This window comes from Haladaptatus sp. SPP-AMP-3, assembly GCF_049568665.1.
Classification (GTDB): domain Archaea; phylum Halobacteriota; class Halobacteria; order Halobacteriales; family Haladaptataceae; genus Haladaptatus; species Haladaptatus paucihalophilus.
On record NZ_CP145902.1, the window covers coordinates 397,699 to 412,007 of the forward strand.

The 14,309-nt window shown below is 60.0% G+C and carries 11 protein-coding genes; 6 read left to right on the top strand and 5 right to left on the bottom strand.

Annotated elements, in window-relative coordinates; genetic code table 11:
- Positions 1-61 precede the first annotated feature (61 nt).
- Both V5735_RS24725 and V5735_RS24730 read right to left on the bottom strand, forming a co-directional pair.
- Entirely contained in the window at positions 62-646 is a 585-nt protein-coding gene (locus V5735_RS24725) for a hypothetical protein (protein ID WP_423747396.1), read from the bottom strand.
- A gap of 70 nt (positions 647-716) precedes the next feature.
- Positions 717-1,370, bottom strand: coding sequence for a hypothetical protein (locus tag V5735_RS24730; protein ID WP_007980825.1), 654 nt, complete (start codon positions 1,368-1,370; stop codon positions 717-719).
- Between the two features lie 387 nt (positions 1,371-1,757).
- On the opposite strand from V5735_RS24730, the gene V5735_RS24735 reads away from it, so the two are divergent.
- The 3 genes from V5735_RS24735 to V5735_RS24745 all read left to right on the top strand — a co-directional run bounded on the left by V5735_RS24735 (position 1,758) and on the right by V5735_RS24745 (position 4,984).
- Positions 1,758-1,901: a hypothetical protein gene (locus V5735_RS24735; RefSeq protein ID WP_423747397.1), complete on the top strand. Its 144-nt coding sequence runs from the start codon at positions 1,758-1,760 to the stop codon at positions 1,899-1,901.
- Positions 1,898-3,532: a BCCT family transporter gene (locus V5735_RS24740; protein ID WP_423747398.1), complete on the top strand. Its 1,635-nt coding sequence runs from the start codon at positions 1,898-1,900 to the stop codon at positions 3,530-3,532. Before V5735_RS24735 ends, V5735_RS24740 begins: the two co-directional genes overlap by 4 nt.
- 78 nt (positions 3,533-3,610) lie before the next feature.
- Positions 3,611-4,984, top strand: a complete 1,374-nt coding sequence (locus tag V5735_RS24745) for an aminotransferase class III-fold pyridoxal phosphate-dependent enzyme (protein ID WP_423747399.1) — start codon at positions 3,611-3,613, stop codon at positions 4,982-4,984.
- A gap of 59 nt (positions 4,985-5,043) precedes the next feature.
- Here the strand turns inward: V5735_RS24745 and ilvA are convergent, their stop codons facing one another.
- Both ilvA and V5735_RS24755 read right to left on the bottom strand, forming a co-directional pair.
- On the bottom strand, positions 5,044-6,318 hold the full coding sequence (gene ilvA / locus V5735_RS24750) for a threonine ammonia-lyase (RefSeq protein ID WP_423747400.1): 1,275 nt from the start codon (positions 6,316-6,318) through the stop codon (positions 5,044-5,046).
- The gene (locus V5735_RS24755) at positions 6,315-7,595 is read right to left on the bottom strand and encodes an amidohydrolase (RefSeq protein ID WP_423747401.1); all 1,281 of its coding nucleotides are present in this window, start codon (positions 7,593-7,595) and stop codon (positions 6,315-6,317) included. Before V5735_RS24755 ends, ilvA begins: the two co-directional genes overlap by 4 nt.
- A gap of 129 nt (positions 7,596-7,724) precedes the next feature.
- On the opposite strand from V5735_RS24755, the gene V5735_RS24760 reads away from it, so the two are divergent.
- On the top strand, positions 7,725-8,696 hold the full coding sequence (locus tag V5735_RS24760; protein ID WP_423747402.1) for a D-2-hydroxyacid dehydrogenase: 972 nt from the start codon (positions 7,725-7,727) through the stop codon (positions 8,694-8,696).
- Positions 8,697-8,782: 86 nt separating this feature from the next.
- Here the strand turns inward: V5735_RS24760 and V5735_RS24765 are convergent, their stop codons facing one another.
- The gene (locus V5735_RS24765) at positions 8,783-9,961 is read right to left on the bottom strand and encodes a M24 family metallopeptidase (protein WP_423747403.1); all 1,179 of its coding nucleotides are present in this window, start codon (positions 9,959-9,961) and stop codon (positions 8,783-8,785) included.
- Between the two features lie 677 nt (positions 9,962-10,638).
- On the opposite strand from V5735_RS24765, the gene V5735_RS24770 reads away from it, so the two are divergent.
- Positions 10,639-10,866: a hypothetical protein gene (locus V5735_RS24770; protein WP_139136254.1), complete on the top strand. Its 228-nt coding sequence runs from the start codon at positions 10,639-10,641 to the stop codon at positions 10,864-10,866.
- 180 nt (positions 10,867-11,046) lie between these two features.
- Entirely contained in the window at positions 11,047-12,426 is a 1,380-nt protein-coding gene (locus V5735_RS24775; RefSeq protein WP_423747587.1) for an orc1/cdc6 family replication initiation protein, read from the top strand.
- Positions 12,427-14,309: the final 1,883 nt, after the last annotated feature.

Here is a 14,309-nt window from a genome sequence, read left to right on the forward strand (position 1 = left end):
GCGCACGCCGACTCGAACAGCAGCGTCACGCCTCGACGCGCCACAGTGCGTCGAGTCCTCACTACGTTCCCGCCGTCGCCGACTCTGCACCGGCTTTAATTCGAGCGAGTGCCCGGCCCATCAGGAAACCGGCGGACGGACCGATGACTGACCAGTACAACCGGAACCGTCGCCGCGCCGCCGCGTCGGTTGTCGCGGTCCGCGCCTCGTAGGTGAGGAGGGCGCGGTCGGTGCCGTACGGTCGGACGGAAAACCCGATGGCGAGTTTCGCGTACCCCGGTCGGTCGAACTCGGCGAACTCGTCCGGTTCTATCTCGACCCACTCGATGCTGGGTCGCCAGAACTTCCCGACCGCACCGAACACGAACTCTTCACCCGGTTCTTCGGCCAGTTGCACCCACTCGTCGCTCTCGGCGACGTCGTTCATCGTCACCGACTCGGGCGTCTCGGGTTGGGCGGTTCCGGCGAGTGCCGCCGCGATACGTTCGGGCAGGCGACGCAGTTCGCCGAGTGCTTCGACGACTGGACCCATCCGGGCGAAGTCGAGGGATTTCATCGCCGCGTAGGTCGTCTCGGGCGACGCATCCACGACGACATGGCGACGCTCGGTTACGTCGAACCTCGGTAGTTGACCGTCGAGACGCATCGGTCGAGGAGTTTCGAGAGTCACGGACACCGATAGCGGATGGAACGTCGTCCGTGTTACGGACGTGAACTCAGTCGTTCAGTTCTTCGACGCGCTGGTCGCGCTGTTCCGCCGCGGCGTTGACCTTCTCGATGAACGAGTGCATCTGTTCTTTCATCTCCGAGCGCATGGACGTAGCGGAGAACTCGTCGGATTCGGTGAGGAGGCGGATGAACGCGCGGAGTTCCTCGTCGGTTATCTCCTCGAAGTCGCCGAATTCGAGTTTGTCGATGACCTCGTCCACGTCTATTTGGCCGACCGGTTCGACGTTGAAATCCACCGTGACCATGCGGTAGTCCGACCCCGCCAGTTCCTGTTCGGCCTCGTTGACGCCTTGGGCGAGCATGTCCTTGAACGGGGTGTAGTAGCCCATCGTCCCGAGATGGAGGAACGCGAGCATGTCGGTGATTCCCTGCGTGTAGGCGTCCCTCGCGTCGTCGTCGGGGTTGAAGACAGTTTCCCGGTCACGATCTTCGAGGTGTTCGAAGAGAAGAGTAAAGTCGAGAATGGCGTTCCGGAGGCGACGGCGAATCCGATTTCGCTTCTGCTTTTTGGAGTGCTCCGTGTAGTCGGACTTTCGCCCGATAAGGAACTCCCTGTCGCTCGGCGTGAGGATGCCTCGGTCCCGATCTGCGGAGTAGGCGAGGTCGTATCTCGCCTCGCGCTCGGATGGTTCATCACTCATAAACGGAAATTGTGTACGACAGCGATTAAGGGTTACGAAGGTGCGGTTTTCGGGCCCCGATTCGGAACGGCGAGAAAACCGGCTTTATCCCCGGTAAGTACGAGAGTAACCCCGATTAGCTCTTCACCACCGCGAGTTTCGAACGGGAATGGCCCCGTTGTCGAATTCCTTCTGGGAGAACGGCCACCAACCAGTTTCCATAAAGCACGTTACACCATCACATATCTTATAACTGTTGTAGTCGTACACAGATAACGTTCTTACGTCAATCTTATAAACATATACTGTATGCGCTAGCATCAATATCCGTAATATTTATCACCGTCATTCACGATGCATGCTATGTATGCCACCATACACCATGGCTATTGCCATCAATTATCATCCATGAGACACAAATCACACGGCCGTTACGGGAAGGACGGATTGACCATCGTGGACGGCGGAATGACCGTTCGGCGACCGAAGACGACGAATACCGGGCCGAAAACACAGCCGTCGGCCCGACGGCTGGGGGGTGGGTTCGAATGAGCAACTCCGACGACCAAGGTGCAATCGCCGAGTTCCGGGAGGAAATCGAACCGACCATCTTCGGGGCCGGTGCGGCGGTCACGCTCGTCTTCGTCGCCGCGTTCGTGTTGAACCCGGCTGACTCGTACGAGTTCGTCGAGGGAATACAGTTCTGGATTCTGGAGTACTTCAACTGGTACTTCCTCATCGTGATGTTGGCCTTCGTCCTCTTCCTCGCGTTCCTCATCTTCGGCCCGTGGGGAAAACTCCGGTTAGGCGACGAAGACCCAGAATACAGCTATCTCTCGTACTTCGCCATGATGTATTCGGCCGGACTCGCGGCGGGCATCGTCTTTTGGGGTCCGGCGGAGGCGCTCACGCACTACGGGAGCGTGCCGCCGCTATACGACGTACCTGACAAGTCGGCGGCCGCGATGCCCGTCGCGGTGCAGTACGCCATCTTCCACTGGAGTCTCACCCAGTGGTCGTGTTTCACCGTGATGGGACTCGCCATCGGCTACTTCGTCTATAACTACGACGCCCCGCTCAGGGTGTCGGCGGTGTTGACGCCGATACTCGGTGCCGACAACGTCGACGGACCGATAGGGAAGGCCGTCGACATCCTCGCCGTCTTCGCAACGCTGGGCGGCGTCGCCACGTCGTTGGGGTTCGTCGGAAGCCAATTCATCACGGGGCTGAGCTTCCAATGGGGCATCGAACTCGGTGACGTGGGGACCATCTTGGTTATCACGGGCATGACCGTGGTCTTCACCACCTCGCTCGTCCTCGGGGTCAACAAGGGTATCAGGTGGCTGTCGAACTTCAACATGGTGTTGTTCTTCCTCGTGATGGTCGCCACCCTCGTCTTCGGCCCGACGTTCCGCATCCTCGAACTCGGGTCACAGGCGTTCGGTCGGTTCGTGACCGATTTCTTCAGGATGAGTCTCTTCACCGAAGCGGCCCAACCACCCACCTACGACAAGTGGGTGAACAAGTGGACCGTCTTCTACTGGTTGTGGCCCCTCGCGTGGTCGCCGTTCGCTGGGCTGTTCATCGCCCGCATCTCGCGCGGTCGGAGCGTCCGCGAAGTCGCGTTCGCCGGAATCGGGGCGACGTCGATGGCCACCGTTCCGTGGTTCATCATCGTCGGCGGGACGGCCGTCACGATGCAGAACACGGGCGTTGCACAAATCCTCGGACCCATCGCACAGTACGATGAGTCGGTCGCCGGGTTCGTCCTGTTCAACGCGGTTCCGGTCATCGGGCCGCTCCTCCTCGCCGCGTTCCTCATCCTCGTGACGACGTTCTTCGTCACCTCCGCCGACTCCTCGACGCTGGCGGTGTCGATGATAACGACCGGCGGAAAGGAACACCCCTCCTCTATCAACCGCATCTTCTGGGCGGTGCTTCAGGGGACAGTCGCGTCCATTCTCATGGTGGTCGGTGGTGTCGATGCGCTCCAATCCGCGTCCATCATCACAGGTGCACCCTTCGCCGTCGTCTGTCTGCTCGCCATGCTCGGACTCGTGAAAACGTTCCAGGAGGAATCCGGTGGCATCCTCCTCCAGGACCGCACGAAACTCATCGGCGCGCCGACGGTACGGGAGGAATCGACGGACGGGGCGAATGTGGCCGGTCAAGACGACGACTGACCGGCCACCCGACCGACAACCATCGTCCAATCCTGCAACGACAACAAGTTTTAATAACGCAATATACGAACATTGTGTATGGATAGGGACACGGCGAATCCCAAGGTGGCCACGCTCCCCGGTCCGAACGCACAGCAGTGGATCGACTTTCATCACGAGCACTCCGCGCCGAGCGAGTTCTCACACGAGTTCGTCTGGGACGTGACGGGCGAGGCGGACGGCCCGTTTGTCACCGACGTCGACGGCAACGTCCTGCTCGATTTTACCTGCCACATCGGCGCGGCACCGCTCGGCTACAACAACGAGAAGATTCTGGACAGACTGCGCGAGTTCTCGCTCGTCGAACCGATGAAGGTCGCCGGACAGGACATGTACTTCGGCGCTGGACCGGACCCGGAAACGGCGGAGTTCCCCGCGTCGAGTCACCTCGTCGAGAAACTCGTCGACGTCTCCAGTCAGTACGGCATGGACACCGTCTTCCTCTCGAACTCCGGGGCCGAGGCCATGGAGAACGCGATGAAGATAACTCACGACCACAAGCCCGCCGCCAAGTACGCCTACACGTTCGACGGGAGTTTTCACGGACGAACGCTCGGGACCCTCTCGTTGACTCGTTCCAACGAGGTGTACACGCGCCACTACCCGGAAATCGGCGGCGTTCGGATGGTCCCGTTCTGCGAGGCGTCCGGCGACACCGACGACAGCGACGACGCCTGTGGCTGTGGCTTTTTCACCGAGAACGGCTCACAGCTACGGAACGCGCTCCAACCGGAAGGCGGCCACGTCAACCCCGACGAAGTGGCGTTCGTCACCATCGAACCGATTCAGGGAGTGGGGGGCTACCGGTTCCCGAACACAGAATTCATGGCCGAGATCGACGACGTGTGTGAGACGTACGACATCCCGCTCGTCGTCGACGAAATCCAGTCCGGCGTGGGTCGCACGGGGGAGATGTGGGCGTCCGACCACTACCCCATCGAACCCGACGTCATCGCCAGCGCGAAGGCGCTTCGAACCGGCGCGACCATCTCGCGGTCGGACCTCTTCCCGTCCGAGAAGAACCGTCTGGGGTCGACGTTCGGCGGCGGCGACCTCCTCGCGTCGATGCAGGGCGCGTTCACGCTCGAAGCCATCGAGGAGTACGACCTGCTCGACAACGCGACCGAACGCGGCAGGCAAGCCAAGGAGTTGCTCCGCGATGGCGCACCGGCACACGTCGATGACGTGCGCGGCAAGGGACTCATGCTCGCCGTGGAGTTTGATTCCGCGGACCGCCGAGACGAGGTTGTCCGCGAGGCGCTGAAACGCGGCCTGCTCACCCTCGGCTGTGGGTCGAAGACAATCCGGCTCCTTCCGCCGCTGGACTCGACGGAGCGCGAAATCGAACTCGGCGTCGGCATCCTGAACGAAGCCATCGAGGCGGCGGGAACGCCGTCCGCGAAACCGGCCTGAAAAATTCGAACCGAGTTCCGGCGGTCGAATCGCCGCCCGACGACGATTTGCGACCGACTTCACCCGTCCAACGAACCGTTCTCCACCGCGATACCGTCCCGGTCGTGCAGCGCGTCGAACACCGTCGAAAGGTGGTCCCGTCCGCCTCCCGCCACGCCGACTGTCACCGGCGTTCGGTTCGGGTCGTCCGCGTCGGTTCGGCGCGCACGCTCCAACTCCTCCAATTCCGCGCCGTGTCGTTCGAGGGTTTCCGTGAGCGCGTCGAGTCCGCTCGGCCAGTCGGTAATCGAGAGGCGGGCCTCCGCGTACCGGCCGAGTCGCATCAAACCGGCGCGGGTACACTCGGCGTGGTCGGAGAGGTTCACGTTCCCCCCGGAGACGATTACCGCGACGTGTTCGTCCGTGACGTCCACCGCGCCGGAGAGCAGCGCCGCGAGCGGTGCTGCGCCAGCGGGTTCGGCCACAGTTTTCGCCCGCTCTGCGAGGAGCGCGACGGCGACGCTCATCTCGCGGTCGCCGACGCTCACCACGTCGTCCACCCGTTCGCGGATGACGGCGAAGGTCTTGTCGAGCAGTCGAGTGTCGGCGATGCCCTCGGCCACGGTGTCCACGCCCGACAGTTCGTGGATTTCGTCGCGTTCGAGTGACGGCTTGGCGTGGAACGCGCCCTCCGGTTGCACGCCGACGACACGGATGTCCGGGTCGTGCGCCTTGAGAACGGTTGCGATACCCGAAATCAGGCCGCCGCCGCCGATGGAAACGAGGACGGTATCCAGTTCCGGATACTGGTCGAGCAGTTCGAGGCCGACGGTTCCCTGTCCCGCGATTATCTCCTCGTCGTTGAACGGGTGGACGAACTGCGACCCCTCCTCGTCCGAGAGTTCGAGGGCGTGCTCGTAGGACCGTTCGTAGATATCGCCTTCGACGAGGACTTCCGCGCCGTACCCCCTGGTCGCTTCTATCTTCGCGGAGGGGGTCACTTCGGGAACGACGATGGTCGTGTCGATGTCGAGCAATCCCCCGGCAAAGGCGACGCCCTGCGCGTGATTGCCCGCGCTCGACGCGACGACGCCGCGCTCGCGCTCCGACGACGACAACTGCGCCATCGTGTTGTACGCGCCGCGACTCTTGAACGACCCCGTTCGTTGCATATTCTCCAGTTTGAGGCCCACGGATGCCGCCCCGCTTCGCCCCGCGAACGTCGTCGAGCGGTCGAGCGGCGTCCGGTGAATCACGCCGTCGAGACGCGTTCGAGCGGCGTTCACGTCGTCCACGTTCACGATATCGTCTGCGGGCGGATACGCGCCCTCGTCGTCCGTCCGCTCGGGACTCACGTTTCGTCCTCCGAAACGGCCAGAATCGATTCGACCAGCACGTCGACGCCGATTTCGAGGCTCCGTTCGTCGACGTCGAACGTCGGCGTGTGATGACTCGTCGGATGGTCGGTGCCGACGATGAGATACGTGGCGAGACCGCCGTTCTCCTGCACCCGTCGCATCAGGAACGTCGCGTCCTCGCTCGCGCCGAAGTCCGCGGCCGGGAGAACCGATTCGACGCCATCGACGTCGCGGGCGACGTCCGCCACGACGTCGGCGAGTTCGGGGTCGCTGTCCGCGCGCGGAGATTTGCTCCGCACGTCGATGTCCACGTCACAGCCGTGCATCTCGGCGGCGGTTTCGAGCGTCCGGTTCAGGCGGGATTGCATGTACTCCATGAGTTCGGTCGTCTCGCCGCGCGCCTCCGCTTCGACGTGTGCGAAATCGGCGATGACGTTGCTCGACGTTCCAGCCTCCGCCCATCCGAGGTTGACGCGGGTCATCCCGTCCTCGTGCCGCGGAATCGCGTAGGCGTTCTGGATGGCGGTGCCGAGCGCCTGCATCGCGTTGTCGCCGTCCTGCGGCGCTTTTCCGGCGTGTGCGGAGGTTCCCTCGAACGTCACATCGACGTGGCACATGGCGAGCGGTCGCTCGATTCCGGCGACGACCTCGCCGGTCGGATGGTCCAATCCGACGTGGACGGCAAAGAGGTAATCGAGGTCGGCGGCGAACCGACTCTCCGCCATCGGGTGGCCGCCGCCCGACACCTCCTCGGCTGGTTGGAAGAAGACGACGAGCGTTCCCTCGAAGTCGCTCTCCGCGATGGCTTCGAGCGTCGCCAACCCCCACGTCATGTGGGAGTCGTGACCGCAGGCGTGCATCGTCCCGTCCCCCTCCGACCGAAAGCCGTCGACGGCGGGTACGTGGTCGCCGTCCGTCGATTCCTCGATGAACAAGCCATCGATATCCACCCGCAAGCCGACCGTCGGCCCGGACCCTCGGTCGAAGACGGCGACGACCCCGGTGTTTCCCCCCGCCATGCTGTCGAGGAGGTCCGGGTCGGCACCCCGTTCGAGCGCCCGGTCGGACCACTCCTCGATGTCCTCGGCGTCTGGAACGGCCATCCTGTCGTCGCTGTCGTACACCTCCGTGCCGACGGCGAGTTCGTCGATGCCGACCTTCCGAATCTCCTCGACGAGTCGATGCGTCGTGTAGAACTCGCGCCACGCCGGTTCCGGGTACCGATGAAACGCCCGCCGCACGTCGGCGAGTCGTTCGCGTATTGGCTCCGCCATGCGTGGTACTGGCACGCCCAGCCACTTAATTGTAAACGCAATTCGTTGACAGCGGCTACACAAAAGGACTAAGGTTGGGCCTGACAATCGTTCGACCGTCGATTCGCGTCAGCAGACGCGGTGGTGCACATGAGTGAAAACCCGGATATCGTCGTCCTCCGCGAGGGGACCGAAGGACTCTCGATGGAATCGTACGCAGAGGCGTTGCGCGAACGTCTCCCCGACCGAACCGTCGTTCACGCTCGGACGCCGAAGATGGAGCGCGAACTCGTCGCGGATGCCCGGGTCGTCACCGGCATCACCGTAGACGAAGCGCTGCTCGCCCGCGCCGACCGACTCGAACTGTTCGCGTGCACGTTCGCGGGCACCGACCACGTTCCCACGGACGTACTCGCGGAACGCGGCGTCGCGGTGACGAACGCGGGGGGCATCCACGCGCCCGGCATCGCCGAGCAGGCCGTCGGCAACATGCTCGTCTTCTCCCGCCGTCTGCACGAGGGATGGCGACGCAAGCGGCGTTCCGAATGGCGGCATTTCCAATCCGGAGAACTCACCGGTAGCACCGTCACCGTCATCGGTCTCGGGTCCATCGGACAGGCGGTCACCCAACGTCTTCAGGGGTTCGAGGTAGAGACCATCGGCGTTCGGTACACGCCGGAAAAGGGCGGCCCGACGGACGAAGTGGTCGGTTTCGACGAGGACGCCATCCACGACGCCCTCTCGCGCAGTCGGTACGTCGTCGTCGCCTGTCCGCTCACGGAGGCGACGCACGGCCTCATCGGGGAGTCGGAGCTCGCGACGATGCCGACCGACGCCGTTCTTATCAACACCGCTCGCGGCCCAATCGTCGATACCGACGCGCTGGTCGCCGCGCTGCAGTCGAACAAGATTCGCGGGGCGGCACTCGACGTGACCGACCCCGAACCCCTCCCGGCCGACCACCCGCTGTGGGACTTGGAAAACTGCCTCGTCACGCCGCACACCGGCGGACACACGCCGCTCCACTGGGACCGGCTCGCCGACATCGTTGCGGGGAACCTCGAACGTCTCGAAGCGGGCGAACCGTTGGAAAATCAGGTCCTCGCGCCGAAACCGAACTGATACCTCCGTCCCGCTGGCGGTCCTTCCTTTCCGATTCACCACACTTCTTTCCGATCCTTCGAAACACCCCCTTTCCGAGTCCTCGATTACGACGTGAAGAGACGTCGCGGGAAATCGGCTAGCACTTCGGCACCGTTCGAGGTGACGCGGAACGTCTCGCTCAGCTCGACCCCGAAATCGTCGAACCAGAGGCCCGGAATCATGTGGAAGGTCATATCCTCTTCCAGTCTCGTTTCGTCGCCGGGACGCATGCTGGCGGTGTGCTCTCCCCAGTCCGGCGGGTATCCCAGTCCCATCGCGTAGGCGATTCGGTCCTCCTTTTCGAGGTCGTACCGTGCGATGGTGTCCCGCCACACCTTCTCGACCGATTCGCAGGTGGCGCCGGGTTCGACAGCATCGAGCGCGGCTTCGAGCCCTTCGACCACCACGTCCGCCGTTCGCTGAATCTCGTCCGGGGGATCGCCGACGAACGTCGTCCGGGCGAGCGGCGAGTGATAGCGGTGCCGACATCCCGAGAGTTCGATGATAACGGGGTCGCCGTCCTCGAACTCCCGGTCGGTCCACGTGAGGTGGGGTGTCCCCGTGTGGTCGCCCGAAGGCATCAACGGAACGATGGAGGGATAGTCGCCGCCGAAGTCGTCGGTGCCGCGGATGAGACCGTCGTAGATGGCGGCCGCGGCCTCGTACTCGGGGACGCCCTCCTCGATGGCGTCGAGTCCGGCCAGCATCGCCTCCTCGGAGATGCGCGCCGCCTCGCGCATGTAGTCGAGTTCCTGCTCGCTCTTCTTGATTCGAAGCCAGTTGACGAGGAGCGTCGCGTCCTCGAAATCGGCGTCCGGGAGGTTCTTCTGGAGTCGCGTGTAGGATTTCGCGGTGAAGTAGTAGGCGTCCATCTCCAACCCGATGTCGCCGTCGTCCACGTCGAGGTCTTCGAGAACCGCGCTCAGGTAATCCATCGGATGACGGTCGTACGGCGAGTGAACGTAGTCGTCGTCGTACGCCCGAATGCTCTCCGTGCCGAGCCACGTGGTTGCCCGTGCGCCGTTGGCGTCCATGCCGCGACCGACCCACACGGGGTCGTCGCGTTCCAATGAGACCACGACAGCTTGATGAACGTAGAACGACCAGCCGTCGTACCCCGTGAGGTAGTTCATGTTCGCGGGGTCGGCCACGACGAGTGCGTCGAGTTCCGCATCACGCAGTCGCTCTTTCGTCCGTTCTAAACGCCGTTCGTACTCGCTGTCGTCGAAGATAGTTCGTTGCATGCTAACGACACTCATCTAACCAGTCGTGGAATAGCTGTTTAACTTTTTTGTGTACGAAGGAAACAGAACATGTGTACACTTTGCCTTGAATTGACCGCGGCGCGGCCTAGATATCTCCCAAGTAATAAATTCGAGACGAGAAGGAAGTGGGTAGTTTCCGATTCTCCCGATACGTTCTATTCTCGCCACCCACCTGCCTCACCTATTCCATACAATCCACATAAGATACCTATTTCACCTATTGTTCTAACTCAACTACCCGACACACCACCACCACCCGTACTAACCACACATCACCCGTACTAACTACTCTACCCATTTCACCTATTCTACCTATCCTACCTATTCCAGCTATTTCACATATTCCAACTACACCACTAATTCTTGAGAGATTAACTGTTCCATCCGTTCTTCGGAGACCGTCTCTCTCACACCGCTTTCACTCCCACCGCTTTCCCTATGCGTTCTACTTCTCCCATTCTTCCGTGCTCGAAGATAACGAGGCGATGATTGCAGAGCAGATCACTGGTCTATCGAGAGAACACGATGCTGGCTCCGGATACCTGTGTTTCGTTCGAGTATCGATTCAGTTTCGAACGTGGAAAGTTGTAATCCGGAAGGAATCTCGATGGGACGAATTCTTAACACCCCGAGAGTCGAAGGGATTACCGTCAACGATGCCCCACCGGGATTCCGACTACACGCCATTATCACCGATGGCAACGGAAGCGCTCACACATCTGCGTACTCGCTTCGGTTCGGGTGAGTCGTTCACCTACGAGCAAGCAGGTCGAGTGCTTCGAGCGCACGATATCGAGAGCGTACTCGTCGACGACCTGCTCGAAACGCTGTTGCTTCGAGGGTATCTCTACGAAGTCGGCGACAATTTGCGTATCACGGACTAGCTCTCGCGGGGACAGTTCGTCGTGTCTTCGATTCGGTTTTAGACTTCGGTTGCGGTACTTACCGAGTATTACCATTCCGTCATTTGAGATGGTAAAACCACTCTCTTCGAGCAGTTAGACTTCGACATAGGTAGTTTTTTATCCGTAGTCTTGTTGCCTTTTGATATGCCAGACGATGACATGGGGACGCCGGACGACGCTCTCTCGGATAGCTCCGAGGGAACCGCGGCCGACCCACCGACGGCCGGTGGCTCCGGTCAAAAAACGATTCGTGAACTCCTCGAAGAGGACTCCGGTAAATCGGTTTTCGTGAACCGGAACCTCGTCGAACCGGATACCATCATCGACGAAGAACGCATCGTCGGCCGTGACGACCAACTCCAAGCGGTCGTCGCCTATCTCAAACCCGCCCTCCGTGATGAACGACCCCCCAATATGCTTCTCTACGGCCCCTCCGGTACCGGGAAGTCTCTCATCGTCAACGCCGTCTGCGGACAAATCGTCGAGCTCTGCGAATCACAGGATATCAACTTCGGTGTTATCAACCTCAACTGCCAGCCGATAACGACCCTCGACCGTGCGGTCTACAAACTCGTCGAAACGGTCGCGAAAGACGTGGGCGTCAAAACCGGCGTTCCGGCAACCGGCGTCTCCACCGAACAGAAGTACGAGCGACTCTACGACCTTATCAACACGTACTACGATTCGGTCATCTTCATCCTCGACGAAATCGACCTCCTCGTCGGTCGGGAAGACGAGCCCGCGTATTCAAAACTGCTCTATCAACTGTCGCGGGCGGGGAAGACGGACACCATTCACGGGACGGTGTCCGTCGCCGCCCTGACGAACGATCCCAAGTTCATGGAGAACGTCGACGGGCGCTCGGAAAGTTCGTTCAACCCCGAAGACATCCCCTTTTCCGACTACGACGCGAACCAGCTTCGAGAAATCCTCGAGCATCGTCGCGACGCCTTCCGAGCCGGGGCCCTCAGTGACGACGTCATTCCGTTGGTCGCGGCGTTCGCCGCCCAAAGTCACGGTGATGCCCGCAAAGGAATCGATCTCTTCCGGAAAGCCGGTGACCTCGCCGACCGACAAAACGACGACGTGGTCACGGAATCGCACGTCCGAGACTCACAGGACGAAGTCGATAAAGATCGCATGCTGACCCAGATCGAAGGGCTCTCCACGCAAAAGAAGATCTCACTCTATGCAACGGCGGCCGTCGCGGTACATACGGCCCACGCCACGACATCCGTCCCGAGTCCCGTCGGGTACCAAGTCTACAAGTGGATCACGGAGCTGTTGGACGCCGACCAGATGACGCGTGAAACGTACATCAAGTACGTCAAAGAGCTCAACACGTACGGAATCGTCGACGCCGAGCGGAAAAGCCGTGGCCGCGGTCAAGGAATGCACATGGAGTTTTCTTTTTCGGATAATCCCCAGCCAATTCTGGATCTGCTCGCGGAAGATTCCCGACTTTCGGCGATAGCCGACGAAACGGACCATCTCAAGACCATCGCGCAAACGAAGATGCAGAGATTCAAGAGTTCGTGAATCGAGGATTCGAGAGTTCGTGAACGACGGATAGCAGGCGGTTACCCTGCGTCGAAGTGCAACCGCCAGCAGCAGTCGGTGACAATCTCGGGAGCGTCCGTTACCACCCCGTGTTCGAAGTGTATCGTTTCCCACGCCAACGGGAATCTCGAAGATATCACAACTACCGGACGAGTGAACAAACCCGAAATCAGCAGATAGGTACCGGTTCTCGGCCCGATTCACCCCGTCGCCGAAGTGTAACGATGAACGAAGGGACCCCGTTATCGAAGTGTAACAGACCCCGATGTCGAGACGCCACTGCAATTCTCGTCCCGTCACACCACTAACCCCGTTGTCGAAGTGTAAATTGGAGAAGAAACCGATAGCAGGCGGCGACTTACTGGACGTCATCAACCCCATTATCGAAGTGTAATTCAACACTCGTCCAGTAGTTGTGATACATCGTGTTCTTGCTTTTAACGGTCATTGTCGGTATGGAGAAGACGCGCTCGAACACCCACCCCGTTGTCGAAGTGTAACAGCCGATTCGTGAGCGGGATACGCCGGAAAACCACGGTTGACGGTTGTAACGTGTTACCCACAGATTCTCTCAGGGCACGTCTCGGAGAACGGTCGTATACCGTCTACTGTTGAGGATCTCGGTGAGGCAATGGAGAGAACTAGAGGTGCTGGCAGCCGAGGACTATCTTTCGATGAGTGGACCTCGGCCTAAAATCGAGGCGACTCCTCGGAAGAAACGGAGGGTAACGTCACCCCCACCCCGTTATCGAAGTGTAACTCTCGTTTGGAGGGGTTGTGTTGACAATACGCTTCTCTCGTCTTCGTAGAATCCTCTCCGAACTCACTTCGACTACTATAGATTCTAGTTTGCGGATGCTGTTTTACATCTAATGAGTTAAATCTTCCCTTTCCATATACTAGGATCAGACACGCTGATTTTTCGGCCTTAAAACTACCTTAGAACCTATCTTAGAACCCATCCGTCGCCAATACGTCCGCAGCACCGTCTTTCTCCCTCTCCCATCTGACCTCCCGGTCCCGACACCACCCCCATCACTCGTCCGTTTACACTTCGATAACGGGGGGAGGGGGTTGCGGCCGAACTCGGCTTTCGCCGCTCTCGGTTTAACCAACAACGCCACGAGTCTGCCATCCGTGTTGGTTAAACACTCGTCATCCATCCATGACCTCTCGCTACCGACTTCACCGCAAGACCTTCCGACTGATTTCGCCGAAACGCTCGACGGGTACTCACCCGAACTACTTCGACGTGTTGCCAGATACTCCTGTAAGGATTTCACGGAATATCTTCTGGGCATCGTGTTGCGAGCGTGTATGCTACTACACACTGCCTATATGACTTCTCTCGTGTGGCTCCGCTATGTGGCTTCACTACCTATTGCAACTATTGTAACTCAGCTAGCTATCTCTCTGTGCCTATTCTTAGCTACCTCCTTCTTCTACCTCCTCCTTTTTAGTGGTCTGCTCCGAGGCTCGACCGACCGTTTGAACGAGTTCGAATGATACCTCACTTACTGATGTCTCACTCCTCTTTGCTACAATAGGTACCTCAGGTACCTTTGCTACTATACCTATACTACCTATTTTCGCTTGACGATCTATTTTCGCTAGTTTCGGTGGCTACCTCCTCCGTTCGTATTCAACAACCGAACACCGATGGTAGCTCCAATAGGTACCTCAGCTACCATTTCTTTCTTTCCTAAGCTACCTATTGTAGCTTAACTATCTACTTGCGGCAAGTTTATGTCCCTTTGGCGAGACGGCTATCTCAACCGCCGAAATAAGCAAATACCACACAATAGGTGGCTGGTGTAAATGAGGCACCTATTAAAACGACATTCCGGCGGCCGGGGAACACA

Excerpts from the sequence above, each read along its gene's own strand:
- V5735_RS24725 (WP_423747396.1), bottom strand. The coding sequence starts at position 646 with ATGCGTCTCGACGGTCAACTACCGAGGTTCGACGTAACCGAGCGTCGC.
- V5735_RS24730 (WP_007980825.1), bottom strand. The coding sequence starts at position 1,370 with ATGAGTGATGAACCATCCGAGCGCGAGGCGAGATACGACCTCGCCTAC.
- V5735_RS24735 (WP_423747397.1), top strand. The coding sequence starts at position 1,758 with ATGAGACACAAATCACACGGCCGTTACGGGAAGGACGGATTGACCATC.
- V5735_RS24740 (WP_423747398.1), top strand. The coding sequence starts at position 1,898 with ATGAGCAACTCCGACGACCAAGGTGCAATCGCCGAGTTCCGGGAGGAA.
- V5735_RS24745 (WP_423747399.1), top strand. The coding sequence starts at position 3,611 with ATGGATAGGGACACGGCGAATCCCAAGGTGGCCACGCTCCCCGGTCCG.
- V5735_RS24755 (WP_423747401.1), bottom strand. The coding sequence starts at position 7,595 with ATGGCGGAGCCAATACGCGAACGACTCGCCGACGTGCGGCGGGCGTTT.
- V5735_RS24760 (WP_423747402.1), top strand. The coding sequence starts at position 7,725 with ATGAGTGAAAACCCGGATATCGTCGTCCTCCGCGAGGGGACCGAAGGA.
- V5735_RS24765 (WP_423747403.1), bottom strand. The coding sequence starts at position 9,961 with ATGCAACGAACTATCTTCGACGACAGCGAGTACGAACGGCGTTTAGAA.
- V5735_RS24770 (WP_139136254.1), top strand. The coding sequence starts at position 10,639 with ATGCCCCACCGGGATTCCGACTACACGCCATTATCACCGATGGCAACG.
- V5735_RS24775 (WP_423747587.1), top strand. The coding sequence starts at position 11,047 with ATGGGGACGCCGGACGACGCTCTCTCGGATAGCTCCGAGGGAACCGCG.